At 68.0% G+C, this 20276-nt stretch carries 15 protein-coding genes; 8 read left to right on the forward strand and 7 right to left on the reverse strand.

Annotated features, from left to right (window positions below; translation table 11 throughout):
* Positions 1–93: 93 nt before the first annotated feature.
* Entirely contained in the window at positions 94–2415 is a 2322-nt protein-coding gene (locus tag ACFX59_RS04805) for a TIM-barrel domain-containing protein (RefSeq protein ID WP_387430293.1), read from the reverse strand.
* A gap of 135 nt (positions 2416–2550) precedes the next feature.
* The gene (locus ACFX59_RS04810) at positions 2551–4620 is read right to left on the reverse strand and encodes a phosphocholine-specific phospholipase C (RefSeq protein ID WP_387430123.1); all 2070 of its coding nucleotides are present in this window, start codon (positions 4618–4620) and stop codon (positions 2551–2553) included.
* A gap of 298 nt (positions 4621–4918) precedes the next feature.
* On the opposite strand from ACFX59_RS04810, the gene ACFX59_RS04815 reads away from it, so the two are divergent.
* From ACFX59_RS04815 to ACFX59_RS04845, 7 genes are all read left to right on the forward strand, one after another.
* Complete coding sequence (locus tag ACFX59_RS04815; protein WP_387430125.1) at positions 4919–5770, forward strand: TorF family putative porin; 852 nt, start codon at positions 4919–4921, stop codon at positions 5768–5770.
* Positions 5771–5878: 108 nt separating this feature from the next.
* Positions 5879–5968 carry a K(+)-transporting ATPase subunit F gene (kdpF, locus tag ACFX59_RS04820; protein WP_037531783.1) on the forward strand — a complete coding sequence of 30 codons (90 nt, stop codon included), beginning with the start codon at positions 5879–5881 and terminating at the stop codon, positions 5966–5968.
* A gap of 13 nt (positions 5969–5981) precedes the next feature.
* Positions 5982–7685, forward strand: coding sequence for a potassium-transporting ATPase subunit KdpA (kdpA, locus tag ACFX59_RS04825; protein ID WP_387430127.1), 1704 nt, complete (start codon positions 5982–5984; stop codon positions 7683–7685).
* Between the two features lie 15 nt (positions 7686–7700).
* On the forward strand, positions 7701–9737 hold the full coding sequence (gene kdpB / locus ACFX59_RS04830) for a potassium-transporting ATPase subunit KdpB (RefSeq protein ID WP_387430129.1): 2037 nt from the start codon (positions 7701–7703) through the stop codon (positions 9735–9737).
* A 54-nt stretch (positions 9738–9791) separates the two neighbouring features.
* The gene (gene kdpC / locus ACFX59_RS04835; RefSeq protein ID WP_387430131.1) at positions 9792–10364 is read left to right on the forward strand and encodes a potassium-transporting ATPase subunit KdpC; all 573 of its coding nucleotides are present in this window, start codon (positions 9792–9794) and stop codon (positions 10362–10364) included.
* On the forward strand, positions 10361–13027 hold the full coding sequence (locus ACFX59_RS04840; RefSeq protein ID WP_387430133.1) for a DUF4118 domain-containing protein: 2667 nt from the start codon (positions 10361–10363) through the stop codon (positions 13025–13027). Before kdpC ends, ACFX59_RS04840 begins: the two co-directional genes overlap by 4 nt.
* Complete coding sequence (locus ACFX59_RS04845; protein ID WP_387430135.1) at positions 13027–13710, forward strand: response regulator transcription factor; 684 nt, start codon at positions 13027–13029, stop codon at positions 13708–13710. Before ACFX59_RS04840 ends, ACFX59_RS04845 begins: the two co-directional genes overlap by 1 nt.
* A 170-nt stretch (positions 13711–13880) precedes the next feature.
* On the opposite strand, the gene map is transcribed toward ACFX59_RS04845, so the two are convergent.
* The 5 genes from map to ACFX59_RS04870 all read right to left on the reverse strand — a co-directional run bounded on the left by map (position 13881) and on the right by ACFX59_RS04870 (position 18096).
* Complete coding sequence (gene map / locus ACFX59_RS04850; protein ID WP_387430137.1) at positions 13881–14645, reverse strand: type I methionyl aminopeptidase; 765 nt, start codon at positions 14643–14645, stop codon at positions 13881–13883.
* Position 14646: 1 nt separating this feature from the next.
* On the reverse strand, positions 14647–14853 hold the full coding sequence (locus ACFX59_RS04855) for a ParD-like family protein (RefSeq protein ID WP_307104209.1): 207 nt from the start codon (positions 14851–14853) through the stop codon (positions 14647–14649).
* Between the two features lie 43 nt (positions 14854–14896).
* Entirely contained in the window at positions 14897–15262 is a 366-nt protein-coding gene (locus ACFX59_RS04860; protein ID WP_387430139.1) for a YbaN family protein, read from the reverse strand.
* A 97-nt stretch (positions 15263–15359) separates the two neighbouring features.
* On the reverse strand, positions 15360–17480 hold the full coding sequence (locus ACFX59_RS04865; RefSeq protein ID WP_387430141.1) for a S9 family peptidase: 2121 nt from the start codon (positions 17478–17480) through the stop codon (positions 15360–15362).
* A gap of 64 nt (positions 17481–17544) precedes the next feature.
* Positions 17545–18096, reverse strand: a complete 552-nt coding sequence (locus ACFX59_RS04870) for a TetR/AcrR family transcriptional regulator (RefSeq protein ID WP_387430142.1) — start codon at positions 18094–18096, stop codon at positions 17545–17547.
* 234 nt (positions 18097–18330) lie between these two features.
* Between ACFX59_RS04870 and ACFX59_RS04875 the strand changes: the two genes are divergently transcribed.
* The gene (locus ACFX59_RS04875; protein WP_387430143.1) at positions 18331–20178 is read left to right on the forward strand and encodes a methyl-accepting chemotaxis protein; all 1848 of its coding nucleotides are present in this window, start codon (positions 18331–18333) and stop codon (positions 20176–20178) included.
* The last annotated feature ends 98 nt before the right edge of the window (positions 20179–20276 follow it).

The raw sequence follows: 20276 nt of genomic DNA on the forward strand, positions 1-20276 counted from the left end.
ATTTTGGAACGGCCGGTCGTTCCGGTCCGTCGCCAAAATCGTATCGCGCCCGGTCCGTTTTCCTCAAGGGGAAACTCGCCGGGCGCGATCCTGTTACTGGCCGACGATCCTGACCAGCGGCGCCAGCGTCTGGCCGGTCGGCAGGCGGCCCCCGGCGGTCAGCTGGCGGGTCGCGTCGTTCCAGCGCAGCGTGGCGCTGCGCCCGCCGCCGGTGCGATAGGCGTTGGTCGTGCCGTCATCGTCATAAAGGGTGAAGCTGGCATCGCGGCCGGGATAGACGCGGATGCTCTCCAGGGCTTGCGCGGTCGCGGTGCTCGGCACCTGGACGCCCATCGGCACGATCGACCCCGCCCGCACGAACAGCGGGATATGATCGATCGGCGCCGCTGCCTCGATCCACTGGCCGCCCGTATAGCGCTTGTCGGTCCACCAGTCATACCAGTCGGTCCCGGCGGGCAGATAGACGCGGCGCGTGGTCTGCCCCTGTTCGGTGACGGGCGCGACCAGGAAGGCGGGGCCGAACATATATTCGTCGCCCAGCGTCTTCACGACCGGATCGTTGGGGAAGTCCATGAACAGCGCGCGCATGAACGGCGCGCCGCTCTGGTTCGTCTGCCGCCCCAGCGCATAGATATAGGGCATCAGCGCATAACGGAGCCGCAGGCTGCTCGCCAGGATCGGCTCGGCCGCCTTGCCATAGTCCCACAGCGCAGTGCCCGGCCGCTGGCCATGGATGCGCAGCGTCGGGGTGAAGGCGTTATACTGGAACCAGCGGACGAACAGCTCGGGATAATCGCGGTACGACGGCGCCATCGCGGTCGCGCCCGCCGGATCGACCAGCACCGGGGCTTGCGCCTCCGGCCCGTTCGGCCATTGCCAGCCGCCCGTGTCGCTCGACCAATAGGCGATGCCGCTGGCGGTCATGCCGAGCCCGGCGGGCACCTGCCGCTTCAGCGCTTCCCAGTTGGACTGGACGTCCGACGACCAGAACAGGCAGCCATTGGCCTGAGTCCCCAGATAGGCGGCGCGGCACAGAATGACGTTGCGCATGTTCGGCCGGTCGCGCGCCGACCCGTCCGCGACGCTGGCGGTGTGGAGCAGCGGATAGACGTTGCGATAGCGGTCGCCCGAGCCGATCGCGAAGAAATGCCCCTCCGGCACCAGATCGGGTTCGGTCTCGTCCAGCCAGGCATAGTCGAAGCCGTTGGAAAAGATATTGTCGCGGATCTTGCCCCAGAACCACTCGCGCGCCTCCGGATTGGTGCTGTCGATCAGCGCGCCCGCCCGGTCGGAGCGGATGGGCAGACCGTCGACCGGCTTGCCGTCCTTGTCCTTCATCAGCCAGCCCTTGGCCGCCAGCGTGTCGAACCAGCGGCTCTCGCGCTCGAAACGCGGCCAGATGCTGATGATGCTGCGCATGCCCATCGACTTCAGATGCGCGTTCATCCCCGCCGGATCGGGAAAGGCGGTGCGGTCGATGTCGAGCTGCCCCATCCGCGTCCAGTAGAACCAGTCGAGCACCATGATGTCGAGCGGCAGGCCCCGGCTGCGATAGCCGTCGGCGATCTCGGTCAGCTGGCCTTGCGTCTCATAGCGCGCCTTGCTCTGGATCAGGCCGAACGCAGCCTTGGGCGGCAGCGGCGTCGCGCCGGTCAGGCGGGCGTAACCGGCATAGAGCTCGTCCGCCGTCTTGCCGGCGATCACGAAGAAGGACACCCGCTCGCCGACATTGGACTGGAACTTGGTCGCGTTCATCAGGCCGGGCGAGACGGTCGCGGCCGAGGGATTGTCCCACAGGATCGCATAGCCCTTGTCCGTCACCATGAACGGCACGCAGACGGACTCGCCGCCGGGCCGGTCATAGTCGTGGCGGCAGTCGATCGTCCGGCCGCGCAGGTCGAGCACGCCGTCCTGATACTGGCCCAGCCCGTAATAATGGGTGTCGGGGGTGTCGGCGAAGTTCGCCCCGACCTTGAACGTCGCCTCGCCCGAGACGGTGTGCGGCGCCATCTCCCACCCGTTCATCCGGGTCAGCGGCTTGCCGTCGGCCCCGGCGAAGCTGATCGCGACGGGGGGCAGCGAGGGCGCGAAGTAACGCTCCATCTGGCTGGGCGGCTTGGGCCAGGGCTGGGCGGCGACGGTGACGTTCAGCCCGGCCGAGGTGAAGATATCGCCGCTGGCATCGGTGCGATGGGTCCAGCCGGTCGCATCGCTCCGGGCGGTGATGCCATAGCCGGGCTTGGCCTCCGCCAGCGCGCGGTCCATCGCGATGGTGACGCGGACGATGCCGGGGGCATAGGGTTCGACCGAGACCTGCGCGCCGTTGCGCTCGATCGTCGCCAGCGGATCGGCCGAGAGGGCGAGGGGGGCGCTGCCGCAGAGCAGCGCGGCGGCGGCGATCAGTCGCTTCGCCATTCGTCCGCGTCGGTCGCCCGGCGCCGTGGCGCGCGCTATGCTTCGCATGATCCTCATCCCCTTTTGAAACCCGATTATGTGACCGCTAACCCCTATCGCCCCGTCATGCGGCGGGGAAGTGGTTGATTTGCCCGGTCAGGCCATGAACGGGTCGCTCACCGTGGCGCGGTTCGCCTGGTCCTGCCGCCCGGCCAGGCGACGGCGATAATCGGCTTGAGTCGCGCGGGTCAGCATCATGTCGTACCAACCCAGATCGGCGGCCAGCGACCAGCGATGCGCGCCGGGGGCCAGTGCCACGGTCCGCGTCTCGCCGCCCCCGGCCGTGGCGCGCACCATGCGAAGATCGGCGATCGCGGCGGGGACGGTCAGGTGCAGCATGTCCTCGGCGATCCGCCATTGCAGCGGCTGTGGCATCGCGCCCCGTCCCGCCAGATGCCGGTGGAATCCGCCCGGTCCCAGGATCCAAAGGTCGTAGCGACCCTCGGCATCGAGGTTCCAGCGATCCTCGATCCGGGTGCCGGCGTCGAGCGTATAGCGGCGCGGCACGCGGTCGAGCGCCAGCCGATCATAGACATGGAAGACCGCGCCCGCGCCCTCCGCCTGAAACCGCAGGCCAAGGCCGTCGACCCCCGCCAGTTCCTGCACCTCGAGCCGATAGGGCAGGGGGCGGGCGCGGCGGAGGCCGGGCTCCTGACGGGGCATGCCGGGCGACAAGGGTGCCTGCGGGCTGACCTGTCCCTTGATCGCGGCCGCCCGGATCGCCTCGCCGCGCGGATCGGGCAGGCGGGGCGCGGCATCGCCGGTCGCGGCGAAGTCGAACGCACTGGTCAGGTCGCCGCAGATCGCGCGTCGCCAGGGGGAGATATTGGGTTCGTGAAAGCCGAACCGCGTCTCCAGGAAGCGGATGACGGAGGTGTGGTCGAAGACCTGCGAGTTGACCCAGCCGCCCCGGCTCCAGGGCGACACGACATACATGGGCACGCGCGGCCCCAGGCCATAGGGGCGGCCGCGATAGGCGGGCTTGTCGACATCGGCATCGCCGGTCGAGGGCACGTCATGATATTCGCCCGTCAGATTGACGGTCGAGCCGCCGAGCGGCTGGCCATCCGCACCCCGCGACGGCGGCGCGGGCGGCGGGACATGGTCGAAAAAGCCGTCATTCTCGTCGAACATCACGAACAGAGCGGTCCGCGCCCAAACCTTGGGATCGGCGGTCAGCGCGTCGAGCAACTCGGCGGTATAGGCCGCGCCCTGTGCCGGGCTGGAGGGGTTGGGATGTTCCGACCCGGCGGCGGTGGCGATGACATAGGACACCTGCGGCAGCCGCCCGGCGAGCACATCGGCCTTCAGCACGTCCAGCCCGCGCGTGGTCAGCGCCCGATCCTTCAACGCCGGATCGCCGCGCCCATGATGCGCCTCGCGAAAGGCGGCGAAACCGACCAGCGGATTGTCGGTGAAATTGTCCGCCATGTCCTGATAGATGCGCCAGTCCACGCCCGCCGCCTGCATCCGCTCGACCGTGCTGGTCCAGCGATAAGGATCGGCCGCGCCGCCATTCTCGGCAAAGCTGTCATGCGAATTGCTGATCGCCGGGCCGCCTGCCTTGCCAGACGGATCGTTGGTGCCGGTCCACAGGAACAGCCGGTTGGTGTTGGTCCCCGTCTGGATCGCGCAGTGATAGGCGTCGCAGATCGTAAAGGCCTCGGCCAACGCGAACTGGAAGGGCAGGTCGGCACGGGCATAATGGCCCATCGCGCGCTGCTGCTTGGCCTCGGGCCAGTGCGCCATGCGGCCTTCGTCCCAGGCGGCTTGTGCGTCGGGCCAGGTGTGCGGGGTGCCCTCCATCCGCATCAGATCGAAATGGGCACGCGTGTCGAGCCGGAAGGGCGACACCAGACGCGGGCCGTCGGGAGCGGTGCGGTCCATCTGCTGCCAGACGGTGCGTGGCTCGCCGCTTGGCATGGCCGGGGCGAGCGGAATGGAGAAGCGGTCGCCAAAGCCGCGCACCCCGCGCATGGTGCCGAAATAATGATCGAAGCCGCGATTCTCCTGCATCAGGATGACGACATGCTCGACATCGCGGATCGTGCCGGTCCGCCGGTCGGGCGCGATCGCGGCGGCGCGGGCGATCGCGGGGGGCAGGGCGCTGGCTCCGGCAAGGGCGGCACCGGCGGAAAGGAGCGAGCGGCGGGAGAGTGAAACCATGTCCCGCCATGGCGGAAATCATTGACGTTTCCATGACGCCATTTTCTTCCTCCCCTGCAAGGGGAGGTGGCGCGCGCAGCGCGTCGGAGGGGTGTCCCGCTACCGAGAGGGTGACACCCCTCCGTCAGGCCTGACGGCCTGCCACCTCCCCTTGCAGGGGAGGAATGTAAGGCCCGACTATATGCCGTCTATATGCGAAACCGGGGGATCGCCCTCGCATTGCTACGGCGCACAGGCCTAATTGCCCGGCCCTGGAGGTCGCCCATTTCTTCGCGGCGGCCTGTCCATAGGGGCCTATATGAAGACCATCACCATTTGCGCCGCCACGGCGCTGTTCGTGTTTCCGGCCGCCGCATCGGCGCAGACCGCCGAGATCGCGCCGCCGCCGCCCATGACCGTCAGCGGGTCGGCCGCGATCGTCTCCGACTATCGCCTGCGCGGCATCTCGCAGTCGGACGAACATATGGCGGTGCAGGCCGGTATCACGCTGACCCATGAGAGCGGCGCCTATGTCGGCACCTGGGCGTCGAACCTGGCGGGGTGGGGCACCTTCGGCGGCGCGAACATGGAACTGGACCTGATCGGCGGGTACAAGACCCGGATCAGCCCGACCGGCACGCTGGACGTCGGGCTGACCTGGTACATGTATCCGGGCGGCGCGAACACGACCGACTATGCCGAACCCTTCGCCAAGCTGTCGGGCACGACCGGCCCGGTCTCGCTGACCGCCGGTGTCGCCTATGCCCCCAAGCAGCAGGCGATCGGCAAATGGTATGACAACGGCGCCAGTGCGGCGGCGGGCGTCTACGACCATCCGGGTGCCAAGAGCGACAATCTGTATCTCTGGGGCGACGGCGCGGCGGCGATCCATGGCACGCCGATCACCGCCAAGGCGCATATCGGCCATAGCTGGGGCATGGACGGCCTCGGCCCCAACGCCACCGCGCCGACGCCGACCGGCGACTATTGGGACTGGTCGCTGGGCGCGGACACCAGCTGGCGCAACCTGACGCTGGGTCTGGCCTGGGTCGACACCGACATTTCCGACCGCAAGGCCGCCTATCTGCGGCCGAGCTTCAGCAAGGGGCAGGACGGCACCGGCAATATCGCGGGCAGCACCTTCCTCGCCACCCTCACCGCTGCCTTCTGAGGAGCCGCACTATGGACGATCTGATCTGGTTGCTGGTCATGGCCGGGCTGGTGGCGGCGACGCTCGCCTATGCCCGCCTTTGCGACCACGCGTGAGGAGGGCGGAGCCATGACCCTCGACCTCTGGCTGGCGGCGCTGACCGCGCTTGGCCTTCTCGTCTATCTGGTGGCGGTGCTGATCCGCCCCGAACGCTTCTGAAGGAGGCGGCATCATGACGCTTCAAGGATGGGCCCTGATTTTGGGCTTCGTCGCGATCCTGCTCGCGCTGACCAAGCCGGTCGGCGCATGGCTGTTCGCGCTGTACGAGGGGCGGCGCACGGCCCTCCACGCTGTGCTCGGTCCCGTCGAGCGCGGCTTCTACGCGCTGTCGGGCATCGACCCGGAGGCGCAGCAAGGCTGGCGCCGCTATGCGCTGCACATGCTGATCTTCAACATCGCGTTGATGGTCTTCACCTATGCGGTGCTGCGCCTGCAATATTATCTGCCGGGAAATCCGCAGGGGCTGGCCGGGCTGACCCCGCATCTGGCGTTCAACACCGCGATCAGCTTCACCACCAACACCAACTGGCAAAGCTATGCGGGCGAGTCGACCATGTCGAACCTGTCCCAGATGCTCGGTCTGACCATCCACAATTTCCTGTCGGCGGCGACCGGCATCGCGCTGGCCTTTGCGCTGTTCCGGGGCTTTGCGGGGCGCGAGACGAAGAATCTCGGCAATTTCTGGGCCGATGTGACGCGCATCACTCTCTATCTGCTGCTGCCGATTTGCGTCGTCTACACCCTGTTCCTGATCGCCAGCGGCGTGCCGCAGACCATGGCGGGCGTCGTCAGCATCGACACGCTGGAGGGCGTGCGCCAGTCGATCCTGCTCGGCCCGGTGGCGAGCCAGGAAGCGATCAAGATGCTCGGCACCAATGGTGGCGGCTTCTTCAACGCCAATAGCGCGCATCCGTTCGAGAACCCGACCGCGCTCACCAATTTCGTCCAGATGCTGTCGATCTTCGTGATCGGCTTCGGCCTGACCTGGTGCTTCGGCAAGGCGGTCGGCAATACGCGCCAGGGCTGGGCGATCCTGGCCGCGATGATCCTGCTGTTCCTGGGCGGCGCGACCGTGGCCTATTGGGCGGAAGCGGCGGGCAACCCCGTGCTGCACCAGCTGGGCGTGGCGGGCGGCAATATGGAGGGCAAGGAGGTGCGCTTCGGCGTCGCCGCCTCGGCGCTGTTCGCGGCGGTCACCACGGCGGCATCGTGCGGCGCGGTCAATGCGATGCATGACAGCTTCACCGCGCTGGGCGGCATGATCCCGCTGTTCAACATGCAGCTGGGCGAAGTCGTCATCGGCGGCGTCGGGGCTGGCATCTATGGCTTCCTGCTGTTCGCCATCCTGGCGGTGTTCGTCGCAGGGCTGATGGTCGGCCGTACGCCCGAATATGTCGGCAAGAAGATCGAGAGCCGCGAGGTTAAGCTCGCCGTCCTCGCCATCGCCGTCCTGCCGCTGTTCATCCTGGGGATGACCGCTTTGTCCTGCGTGACGGGGCAGGGGCTGGCGGGTCCGCTCAACAAGGGGCCGCATGGTTTCGGCGAAATCCTCTATGCCTTTACCAGCGCGGTGGCGAACAACGGCTCGGCCTTTGCGGGCCTGACCGCCTCTACCCCCTGGTATGACGGTCTGCTGGGCGTCGCGATGTGGGTCGGCCGCTTCTTCATCATCGTGCCGATGCTCGCCATTGCCGGGAGTCTCGCCGCGAAGAAGCATGTCCCGGCCTCGGCCGGCTCCTTCCCGACCACGGGTGTGCTGTGGATCGGTCTGCTCGTCGGCATCGTGCTGGTGCTGGGCGGCCTGACCTTCCTGCCGAGCCTCGCCCTTGGTCCCATCGCCGATCATCTCGCGATGATCCGCGGTCAACTCTTCTGATCGGGAGCGCCATTCATGGCCAATTCCCCTACCAAGAGCCTGTTTACCGCCGAGCTGGTGCTCCCGGCGATCAAGGCCTCGTTCGTCAAGCTCAATCCCCGCGAGCTGATCCGCAACCCGGTGATGTTCGTGACCGCGGTGGTAGCCGCGCTGCTGACCGTGCTGCTCGTCGTCGGGCATGACGGGCTGACCACCGGGTTCAAGCTGCAGCTGGTCGTCTGGCTGTGGCTGACCGTGCTGTTCGGCACCTTCGCCGAGGCGCTGGCCGAAGGGCGCGGCAAGGCGCAGGCGGCCTCGCTTCGTGCCGCCAAGGCCGAACTGACCGCCAAGCGGCTGAAGGGCGTTGGCCATGAGTGGGAGAATGTCCCCGCCAGCGCGCTCAAGATCGGCGACGTCGTGCTGGTCGAGACCGGCGACCTCATCCCCTCGGACGGCGAAGTCGTTGCCGGCGTGGCGTCGGTCAACGAAGCGGCGATCACCGGCGAGAGCGCGCCGGTGATCCGCGAGGCGGGTGGCGACCGTTCGGCGGTGACGGCGGGCACCCGCGTCATCTCGGACGAGATCCGAGTACGCGTCACCGTCAATCCGGGCCAGGGTTTCCTCGACCGCATGATCGCGCTGGTCGAGGGGGCCGAGCGTCAGAAGACCCCGAACGAGGTCGCGCTGACCATCCTGCTCGTCGGCCTGACCATCATCTTCCTGATCGCGGTCGGCACCATTCCGGGCTTTGCGGCCTTCGCAGGCGGCAGCATCCCGGTGGCGATCCTGGCGGCGCTGCTCATCACGCTCATCCCGACCACCATCGCGGCCCTGCTGTCGGCGATCGGTATCGCGGGCATGGACCGTCTGGTCCGCTTCAACGTGCTCGCCAAGTCGGGCCGGGCGGTCGAGGCGGCGGGCGATGTCGACGTGCTGCTGCTCGACAAGACGGGCACGATCACCATCGGCGACCGTCAGGCGAGCGAGTTCCGTGCCGTCGGCGGCTCGGACGTCGATGCGCTTGCCGAGACGGCGCTGATGGCCAGCCTGGCCGACGAGACGCCCGAGGGCCGCTCGATCGTCGTCCTGGCGCGCGAGCAGTTCGGGGTCTCGGTCGCCGGGCTTCCCGCCGATGCGGAGATCATTCCCTTCACGGCGCAGACCCGTATCTCGGGGGTGAAGATCGGCGAGCGGCTGATCCAGAAGGGCGCGGTCGACTCGATCCTGCGCGCCCATCCGGGCGTGGGCGAGACGGCGGCTGCGACGCAACTCCGCCGCATCACCGACGAGATCGCGCGCGCCGGTGGTACGCCGCTGGCGGTGGCGGAAAATGGTCGTCTGCTCGGCGCCATCTTCCTGAAGGACGTGGTCAAGGCGGGCATCCGCGAGCGTTTCGGCGAGCTGCGCCGCATGGGCATCCGCACGGTGATGATCACCGGCGACAATCCCCTGACCGCCGCCGCCATCGCCGCCGAGGCGGGCGTGGACGACTTCCTCGCCCAGGCGACGCCCGAGGACAAGCTGGCGCTGATCCGTCAGGAACAGCAGGGCGGCAAGCTGGTCGCGATGTGCGGCGACGGCACCAACGATGCGCCCGCGCTGGCGCAAGCGGATGTCGGCGTGGCGATGAACACCGGCACCCAGGCTGCGCGCGAGGCGGGCAACATGGTCGATCTGGACAGCGATCCGACCAAGCTGATCGAGGTCGTCGGCCTCGGCAAGCAGTTGCTGATGACGCGCGGCGCGCTGACGACCTTCTCGGTCGCCAATGACGTGGCGAAGTATTTCGCGATCATCCCGGCGATGTTCGTGGCGCTCTATCCCGGCCTCGGCGTGCTCAACGTCATGGGTCTGGCGACGCCGCAATCGGCGATCCTGTCGGCGATCATCTTCAATGCGCTCATCATCCCGCTGCTCGTGCCGCTGGCGCTGAAGGGCGTCGCCTACAAGCCGATGGGGGCAGGGCCGCTGCTGGCGCGCAACCTCGCCATCTATGGCCTGGGCGGCCTGATCGCGCCGTTCGTCGGCATCAAGATCATCGACCTTGTGGTCGGTGGCCTGGGACTAGCGTGAACTGAGGGCAAAAGCCCCTCCCCTGAAGGGGAGGGGCTTGAGGAAGGAAGCATCATGAATACCGACATTACCTCCGCATTTCGGCCCGCGATCGTCATGACGATCCTGTTCGCGGTCCTGCTCGGATTGGTCTATCCTCTGGCGATGACCGGAATCGGACAGACGATCTTCCCGCATCAGGCCAATGGCAGTTTGGTGCAGGTCGGGGGTCGCGTAATCGGCTCCGAAGTCGTCGGGCAGGCGTTCGTCAGCGACCGCTATTTCCAGACGCGACCCTCGGCGGCGGGCAAGGGCTATGACGGGCTGGCCTCGTCGGGCTCGAACCTGGGGCCGACGTCGCAGGCGCTCGCCGACCGGGTGAAGACCGATGTCGCCAGGCGTCGGGCCGAGGGTGTGATGGGACCAGTGCCCGCCGACCTCGTTACCGCCAGCGGTTCGGGGCTGGACCCCGATCTATCGCCCGAAGCCGCGCTGGCGCAGGCCGCCCGCATCGCCCGCGTCCGTGGCCTGGGCGTCGAGCAGGTCCGCGCGCTGGTCGTCGCCAGGACCGAGGGCTCGGTGCTGGGTGACCCCCATGTCAACGTCCTGGCCCTCAACCGCGCGCTGGACGCAACGCCCGCGCGATGACGGCAGGCGAGCCGCGCCCTGACCCCGACGCCCTGCTGCGCGCCGCCGAGCGTGAGGGGCGCGGCCGCCTGAAGATCTTCCTCGGCGCGGCACCCGGCGTCGGCAAGACGTTCGAGATGCTGTCCGAGGGCGCGGCACGGCGCCGCGACGGCGTCGACGTCGTCGTCGCAGTGGTCGAGACGCACGGCCGGGTCGAGACCGAGGCGCTGGTGCGCGGCCAGGAGGTCATGCCCCGCCGCGCCGTTCCCTATGAAGGGCGGACGCTGCACGAGATGGACATCGATGCGGTGCTGGCCCGCGCGCCACGCCTCGCGCTGGTCGACGAACTGGCGCATACCAACGCGCCGGGCAGCCGCCACCCGAAGCGCTATCAGGATGTCGAGGAGCTGCTGGCGGCGGGGATCGACGTCTATTCCACCGTCAATATCCAGCACGTCGAAAGTCTGAACGACGTCGTCGCCAGCTTCACCCGTGTCCGCGTGCGCGAGACGGTGCCCGACCGCATCCTGGAGGCTGCCGAGATCGAGGTGGTCGACATTCCCCCCGACGAACTGATCGAGCGGTTGAAGGCGGGCAAGGTCTATCTGCCGCAGGAGGCGACGCGGGCGCTGTCGCATTTCTTTTCCAAGTCGAACCTGTCGGCGCTGCGCGAACTGGCGCTCAGGCGCGCGGCACAGGCGGTCGATGCGCAGATGCTCGACCATGTCCGGTCGCTCGGCGTCGGCGGGCAATGGGCGGCGGGCGAGCGGTTGGTCGTCGCGGTCAGCGAGCTGCCCGGCGCCGACGAACTGGTCCGCGCCGCCAAGCGCGCGGCCGATGCGCTCCGCGCGCCCTGGACCGCCCTGTTCATCGACACCCCGCGCACCGCGACCCTGGGCGAGGCGCAGCATCGGCGGCTGGCGGCGACGATGACGCTGGCGACGCAACTGGGCGCGGCGGTGGCGACCGTGCCCGCCCCCAGCGTGGTCGAGGGTATCTGCGCCTTCCTGACCGACGCGCGCGCCACCCAGCTGGTCGTCGGCAAGGCCAAAAGATCGCGCTGGTTCGAGTTGCGCCACGGCTCGGTCGTCGACCGGCTGGTGCGCGAGACGCCGGGCGTCACCGTCCATGTCCTGCCGGTCGGCGAGGTCCCGGTCGAGAGCGAGCGGACCCGGCGGCGCGGGCAATGGGGCTCTCCCAACGGCTATGGCCTGACGCTGCTCGGCGTGGCCTTGGTGACGGGCTTGGCGAGCGCGCTGTTCCATATACTCAACCTCGGCAATGTCGCGCTGCTCTATCTGCTGCCGGTCATGGCGGCGGCGAGCCTGTACGGCCTGCGCACCGGGCTGTTCGCGGGGCTGGCGTCGAGCCTCGCCTATAATTTCTTCTTCCTGCCCCCGGTGGGCACGCTGAGCGTCAGCAATCCCGAGAATGTCATCTCGATCTTCGTCCTGCTGGGCGTCGCGGTCGCGACCAGCCAGCTGACCTCACGCGTGCGGGCGCAGGCCGACCTCGCGGCGAGCAGCGCGCGCGACAATGCGACGCTGGCGGGCTTCCTCCATCGGCTCAGCGGCCTCGCCGACCCGGCCGAGGCGGCGCGCGTGATCTGCGAAGACATTGCCCGGCTGTTCGAGGTGCAGGCGGTGCTGCTGACCCCGTCGCCCGCCGGGCTGGCGGTGCAGGCGGCGACCAAGCCCGATTACCGGCTGGAAACGATGGAAATGGCCGCCGCGCACTGGGCCTTCGATACCGGCACGCCGGCGGGCAAGGGTTCGGCGACGCTGGCCGCGTCCGAATGGCTGTTCCAGCCGCTCAAGGCGGGCAACCGGACGCTCGCCGTCCTCGGGCTGGCGCGTGAGGCGGGGGGCGAGCCGGTGCGTGCCGACCGCCTGCCGCTGCTGACCGGGCTGATCGACCAGGCCGCGTTGATCCTCGAACGGTTGCGGCTGGAGGCGGAGGTGCGCGATGTCGATGCGGTGCGCACCCGCGACCGGCTGCGGGCGGCGCTGCTGTCCTCGGTCAGCCATGACCTGCGCACGCCGCTGACCGCGGTGATGGCCGCCGCCGCGCAGTTGCGGCAGGGTGCGACGCCCGATCTGGTCGCGACCATCGAGGGGGAGGCGGCGCGGCTCAACCGGTTCGTTGCCAATCTGCTCGACATGGCCCGCGTCGAGGCGGGGGCGCTGAAGCTGAGGATCGAGGCGATCGACCTGAGCGATGCGGTGACGGGCGCGGCGCATGACGCGCGCCGCGCGCTGGAGGGGCATGCGGTGCGGCTCGACGTGCCGCCCGACCTGCCGCTGGTGCGCGCTGATCCGCAGTTGCTGCACCACTGCCTGCTCAACCTGCTCGACAATGCCGGGCGCTATGGCGATCCGGGGACCGAGATCGTGATCGAGGGGCGGCATCGCCACGGCAGCTTGCGTCTCTCGGTCCTCGACCATGGCCCCGGCCTGCCGCCGGGCCGCGAGGCGGAGGTGTTCGAGACGTTTCGGCGGCTGGAGGGATCGGACCGGGTGGCGGGCGGCACCGGGCTGGGCCTTGCCATCGTCAAGGCCTTTGCGGAGGCGATGGGTCTGAGCGTAGAGGCGGGCAATCGCGACGATGAAAGCGGTGCGGCCTTCGCCCTGGTCTTTCCGCGCGACCTGATCATGCGCGACGGCGCGCCGGAGGGAATGGCCTGATGCCCGCGACGATTTTGGTGGTGGACGACGAAGTCGCGATCCGTCGCCTGCTGCGCAACACGCTGGAGCAGGCGGGGCACAAGGTGGTCGAGGCCCGCGACGGCCGCGACGCGCTGGCACGCGCGGCGGCTGAGCATCCCGATGCGGTGCTGCTCGACCTGGGGCTGCCCGATCGCGACGGGCTGGGCCTGATCCCGCTGCTGCGTGCGGCAGAGCGGGTGGTGCTGGTCGTCTCGGCGCGCGACGCGACCGACGAGAAGGTCGCCGCGCTCGATCTGGGTGCGGACGATTATGTGACCAAGCCGTTCGACAGCGAGGAACTGCTCGCCCGGCTCCGGGTCGCGCTGCGCCATGCGCGCGCGGCGGAGGCGGCACCGAGCGTGGTGCGGACCGGCGAACTGGCGATCGATCTCGACCGGCGCTTGGTGACGCGCGGGGGCGAGGAACAGCATCTGACCCGCAAGGAATATGACGTGCTGGCGGTGCTCGCCCGCCATCCCGGCCGGGTGGTGACGCATGACCGGATCATCGACGCGGCCTGGGGCGGGGACGAGGACCCGCGTATCGATTACTTACGCATCGTCGTGCGCAACCTGCGCCAGAAGCTGGAAGCACCGCAGCCGGTCGGGAGCGTCATCGCGAACGAACTCGGCGTGGGGTATCGGTTGCGGGTGGAGGGGTAAGAACGCCCTGTTCCCCGGCGAAGGCCGGGGCCCAGTTTCTACGAACAGCGTGGCGCGCCAGCCGATGCGGGGAGGCCATAGCGACCGCGTCGTTGATGCCTCCCACGCATCGCCGTGCGCGCCATCGGCCACATCGTAACTGGGCCCCGGCCTACGCCGGGGAACGGATTTCAACCCAGCTTCTCGTCCGCCCGCAGCGTCAGCACTTCCACCCCGCTATTCGTCACCGCGACCGTATGTTCGAACTGCGCCGACAGCTTCCCGTCATCGGTCACCACCGTCCAGCCATCCTCGCCGGTCGACACCTTGTGCCTCCCCTGGTTGATCATCGGCTCGATAGTGAAGGTCATCCCCTCGCGCAGCACCGCGCCGGTTCCCGGCCGTCCGAAGTGCAGCACATTGGGTTCCTCGTGCATCTCGCGCCCGATGCCATGGCCGCAATAGTCGCGGACCACCGAATAGCCGTTCGCCTTGGCATGTTTCTCGATCGCCGCGCCGACATCGCCCAGCCGTGCGCCGGGCCGGACCTGGCGGATGCCCTTCCACATCGCCTCCTGCGCGACGCGGACCAGCCGCCTCGCGCCGGGCGCGACCTCGCCGACCATATAGGTCTTGCTGGAATCGGCGATGAAGCCGTTCTTTTCCAGCGTGATGTCCAGATTGACGATGTCGCCGTCGCGAACCACGTCGTCGGCGCTGGGCACGCCGTGGCAGACGACCTGGTTGATCGAGCTGTTGAGCACATAGGCAAAGCCATATTGCCCCTTGCTCGCGGGCCGGGCCGACAGGTCGTGGGTAATGAAATGCTCGACCCTATCGTTGATCGCCAGCGTCGACATGCCCGCCAGCGTCAGCCCGTCGAGCATCTCGAACACTTGGGCGAGCAGCCGTCCCGACACGCGCATCAGCGCCAGCTCGTCCGCCGTCTTGACCATGTCAGGCGACCATCGGCTGGGGCAGAGCGGCATCGGCGGCGGCCATCTGCGCCTTTACGATGTCATGGAAGCTGAGCGTCGGATTGGCCTCGGCCAGCATGCCCATCTTCATCCAGAATTCGGCCTGTGCGTTGATCGAGCGGCACATGACCGTGCTCGCGCGGCGGACCTCTTCATGGAGGTGATCGTCGATTTTGACTATACCCATATACGAAGCATATACGGTTCATATATTACTGACGCAACCGCGTTCAGTAGCGCGCGGTTGGGCGGCTGAGGACGAAGCCCGCACAGCCCGCCATCACCACCCCGACCAGCAGCGCTAGCGGCCAGTGCGGGGCCGCCGTCAGCCAGAACAGGCCATAGCCCAGCGCCATGCCGCTGCACGCCATCACCTTGCCCTTGACCCCGATCGCGCCGTCCCGTCGCCAGGCCCGCAAGGTCGGGCCGAAGCGCGGATGATCGAGCAGCCACGCCTCCAGCCGGGGCGACGAGCGCGCGAAGCAGCCCGCCGCCAGGATCAGGAAGATCGTCGTCGGCATCAGCGGCAGGATCGCCCCGATCACGCCGAGCGCGACGAACAGCAATCCCAGGACAAGCCAGCCGAGCCGTATCATGGATGATGCGTAGCGGGGTGCGACGATGGGGGGAAGGGGACCCGCGCCCGTGACATGGCCTTGGGGGGAGGGCAGGCCGCAAAGCCCGCCCCGCCCATTATTCGCCCGCCATGCCCAGCTGCGACAGCATGAATGCCTGCCACTCGGCATTCTGGCGGATACGCTCGAACCGCCCCGACTTGCCGCCATGCCCGGCCTCCATATTCACCCGGAACAGCAGCGGGTTGGCGTCGGTCTTCGTCGCGCGCAGCTTGGCCACCCATTTGGCGGGTTCGTAATATTGCACCTGGCTGTCCCACAGCCCGGTGCCGACATAGAGCGCCGGATAGGCCTTGGCCGCCACATTGTCATAGGGCGAATAGCTGAGCATGTAATCGTAAAAGGGCTTGTTCGCCGGATTGCCCCACTCGTCATATTCGAAGGTCGTCAGCGGGATCGAGGCGTCGAGCATCGTCGTCACCACGTCGACAAAGGGCACCTGTGCGATGATGACCTTGTAATCCTGCGGCGCCATGTTCGCGACCCCGCCCATCAGCAGCCCGCCCGCACTGCCGCCCATCGCCACGACTCGGCCGGGCGCGGCATATTTCTGCGCCACGAGATAGCGGGTGACGTCGATAAAGTCGGTGAAGCTGTTCTTCTTGTTCAGCAGATGGCCGTCATCATACCATCCGCGCCCCATCTCCTGCCCGCCGCGGATATGCGCGATGGCATAGACCACGCCGCGATCGAGCAGCCCGATCCGCCCCGGATCGACCCCCGGATCGGTCGAATTGCCATAGCTGCCATAGGCATATTGAAAGAGCGGCGCAGTGCCGTCGCGCTTCACGTCGCGGCGATAGACCAGCGAGACGGGCACGCGCGTTCCGTCGCGGGCCGGGGCCCAGACGCGTTCGGTGACATAGCGGCTGGGATCATAGCCGGGCACCGGCGTCACCTTGAGCGTCCGGCGCTCGCCGGTGCGGGCATTGACCTCAAAGGTCGTGGTCGGCGTGACCAGCGAACCATAGGTATAGCGGACCCAGGGCGTATCCGGCTCCTCGTTGGTCGACAGGCTCATGCGATAGGCGGGTTCGTCCGCCTTGACCGGGATCGACTTGCCCGCATCGGTCAGCAGGCGGATCATCCGGTTGCCGCCCTCGCGCTGGTCGATCGCGACGAACCCCTCGAACGGCTTGAAATCCTCGATGAAGACCGTGTCGCTGCCGGGCACCAGATCGCGCCAGGCGGCGACCCCCTTGGCCATGTCGGCATCGGCCAGCGTCGCGAGCTTGTAGTTCTTGGCCCCGCGATTGGTGCGGATGATCCAGCGATGGCCCAGATGGTCGGGGCTGTAGCGGAACTCGCGCTCGCGCGGGGCGATGACGGTGAAGCGGGTCGGCGCGGTCGCCGGCGCGCAGCGTTGCTCGTCGCTGACCGTGCTCTGGACGCCGATGCAGATATAGCGATCGTCGGTCGTCCGGCCGATGCCCATCTGGAAGGTGTCGTCCTTCTCCTCATAGAGCATGTGGTCGTCGCCGACCGGCGTGCCCAGCCGATGCGCCATGACCCGATAGCCGCGCAGCGTCACCGGGTCCTTGGCGATATAGAGGATGGTGCGGTTGTCATCGGCCCAGACGATGTTGGGCTCGATATTGGTCACGGTGTCGGCAAGGATGCGGCCGGTCGCGATGTCCTTGACCTTCAACACATATTGCCGCCGCCCGACCGTATCCTCGGCCCAGGCGACCATCTTGTTGTCCGGGCTGACCGACCAGTCGGACAGTGAGAAGAAATTGTGGCCCTTCGCCATGGCCGGCTGGTCGAAGAGAAGGGTGGAGGGGGCGGTCTGGCTGCCCTGCCGACGCTCGATCAGCGGATAGTCGGCACCGGTGACGAAGCGCGAGGAATACCAATAGCCGTTCTTGCGATACGGGACGCTGCTGTCATCCTGTTTGATATGCGCGACCGTCTCGTCATAGAGCCGGGTCTGGAGCGGCTTGAGCCCGGCCAGCTGCGCATCGGCATAGGCGTTCTCGGCATTGAGATAGGCAAGCATCTCCGGATTCTTGCGGGTGTCGTCGCGCAGCCAGTAATAATCATCCTCGCGCGCGCCGTTGGGCGAGGGCACCTGATAGGGCTTCTTCGCGGCGACGGGCGGGCGGACCGGAGCCTGCTGCGCCATGGCCGGGATCGCCAGCGCGACCAGGCTTGCCGCCGCCATCCAACGCATCGTCATTCGCTTTCCCCCGATCGATCCATGGGGGGCAGGATGGCGGGGCCTGCGCGCCGGTGCAAGCCCGTCAGGGCGCCGCGATCCGGTGGACGATGGTGCGAATGGCCTCCCGGTCGAGCGGATCGCGATCGATCGAGTTGTGGATGCCGATCCCCTCGACCAGCGCATCCAGCGCGCGGGCGGTCAGCGGGTCGAAGAAACGCTCCAGCGCGGCGCGGCTATTGTTCATCCATCCCTGCATCACGGCCGAGACCGAGGGGTGGCGCGCGGCAAAGGCATAGAGTTCATAGCTCAACAGCAGCGTGCGCGGCTCCGCCCAGACCGATCCCGCGATGATGTCGATGATCGCCTCGCGCGCGCTGTCCGCATCGCTGGCCCGCGCCATGTGCGCGGCGAAGGCGGCGGAAGAACGCTCGGCCAGCTGCACGAAGGCGGTGGTCAGCAGTTCCTCCAGCGAGGCGAAATAATAGGTGACGGACCCCAGAGGCACCGCCGCCTTCGCTGCGATCCGGCGATGCGTGGTCCCCGGCACGCCCTGCTCGGCGACCACATCCAGCGTCGCGTCGATGATGCGTTGCCGCCGTTCGGGATCGTTCCGTCGTGCCTCGCCGCCTGCCACACCACACTCCCTGCCGCTTGATGGCGGGTCGTACACGGCTTGCCGCCGATGCGACAGGCACGCCGCGCGATCCTTTTCGGCCTGTCCCATGACTGGGGGCGAATGCGGTAGGGGTGACGGTCCGGCACGGGGAGGGGCCCGTTGCAAAGGTTTTTGTTAACCCGGCATGTCTATCGTCCCATGCCACTATGCGGGGGGCATGGCGACGAATTCGAGAGACACAGGGAGTTTGCAATGAAGAACCTGCGGATCGGTACGAAGCTGATAAGCTGCTTCGCCGTCGTGCTGGTGGCCTTGCTGATCGTCGGCGGGCTGTCCATTCGCAATCAGAACGCCCTGAGCGCCAATGCCGCCGACATCGCCCAGCGGCTGGCACGTCTCCAGAAGCTGACCCACAGCATCGATACGCAGACGTCGAACACCCGCGCCGAGGAAATGACCCATATCGTCAGCACCTCGCCCGAGGTGATGGACGCGCATGAAAAGGCGATGCGCAAGGCGGCCGACATCATCAACAAGTCGCTCGTGGAGGTCGCGTCGCTGGAACAGGACCCGACCGCGAAGGCCGCGATGCAGGACTTCGCCGCCGTCTGGCAACGCTATTTCGACCATGTCCCCGCCACGATCGCCCTGTCCCGCCAGGGTGAGGTCGCCGCGGCGCAGGCCAGCGCGCTGACGGAGGTCAAGGACTATGACGCGCAGAACGCCGCGCTCGGCCGGGCGGAGGAAGCCTATACCGCCGCGATGGACGCGGCGCGTGCCAAGGCGGATTCGATCGCCTCGACCGGGCGACTGATCACCCTCGCGATGATCCTGGCGGCGGTGGCGCTGACGGTGGCGCTGCTCGTCCTGCTGATCCGCCAGATCGCCAAGCCGTTGGGCACGATGACCGAGGCGATGGGCCGACTGGCGGCGGGTGATATGCATGTGTCCGTCCCCGAAGCCGATCGCCGCGACGAGGTCGGCGATCTGGCCCAGGCGATGACCCGGTTCCGCGACCAACTCGCGGCGGCGGAGCGGGCCAAGGCGGAGCAGACCACGCTGATCGTCGACAGCATCGGCCATGGCCTGTCGGAACTGGCGCGCGGCGACCTGCTGACCCGGATCGACACGCAGCTGACCGGCCCGTTCGCCAAGCTGAAGACCGACTTCAACGCCGCCGCCGAGGCGTTGCAGGACGCGCTGGGCCGGGTGTCGACCGCCGTGTCGGGCATTAACGGCGGCGCGAGCGAAATCCGCACCGCCTCCGACGACCTGTCGATGCGCACCGAGCAGCAGGCGGCGAGCCTGGAGGAAACCGCCTCGGCGATGGACGAGATCACCGCGACGATGCGCTCGACCGTCGAGCGGACCGCCAGCGCCAATGCGGCGGTGCGCAACGCGCGCGAACTGGTCGAGCGGTCGGGGGGCATCGTCCGCAACGCGGTCGAGGCGATGAGCGGTATCGAGCGGCGGTCCAACGAAATCTCCGAGATCATCGGCGTGATCGACGGCATCGCCTTCCAGACCAATCTCCTCGCGCTGAACGCCGGTGTCGAAGCGGCGCGCGCGGGCGATGCGGGCAAGGGCTTCGCCGTCGTCGCCTCCGAAGTCCGCGCGCTGGCGCAGCGTTCGGCCGACGCCGCCAAGGACGTCAAGGACCGGATCAGCGCTTCGTCCGAACAGGTGGCCGAGGGCGTCCGTCTGGTCGGCGAGACCGGGGACGCGCTGACCGGCATCATCGACCGGATCGTCGAGGTCAGCAACCTGGTCGGCGAGATCGCCAGCGCGGCCGAACAGCAGGCGGCCGGGCTCCAGCAGGTCAATACCGCGGTCGGCGAGATGGACAGCGTGACCCAGCAGAACGCCGCGATGGTCGAGGAAGCGACCGCTGCCGCGCGCAGCCTGGCGGCGGAAGCCGATGGCCTGGCCAACCAGATCGCCCGTTTCCGCATCGGAATGCCCGCGCCCGCGCCAACCTCGCCGGTCCATGCGCTTCAGGACCGGGTGGCGACCGCAGCACCGCGCATCCGCAGCAGCGCCCCGGCGCCGCGTGTCCAGGGCAATGTCGCGCTGGCCGACGATGACTGGGATGCCTTCTGATCCGTCGGCCTCGCTGCGGCCCACTGGAGGGCATGATGGGAAAAACGACATAGATTAGGCCGCTTCGTACCTTTCTTTACGCCGCAGAAACGATCCAG

This window comes from Sphingomonas sp. NCPPB 2930 (assembly GCF_042867205.1).
Taxonomy (GTDB): Bacteria; Pseudomonadota; Alphaproteobacteria; order Sphingomonadales; family Sphingomonadaceae; genus Sphingomonas.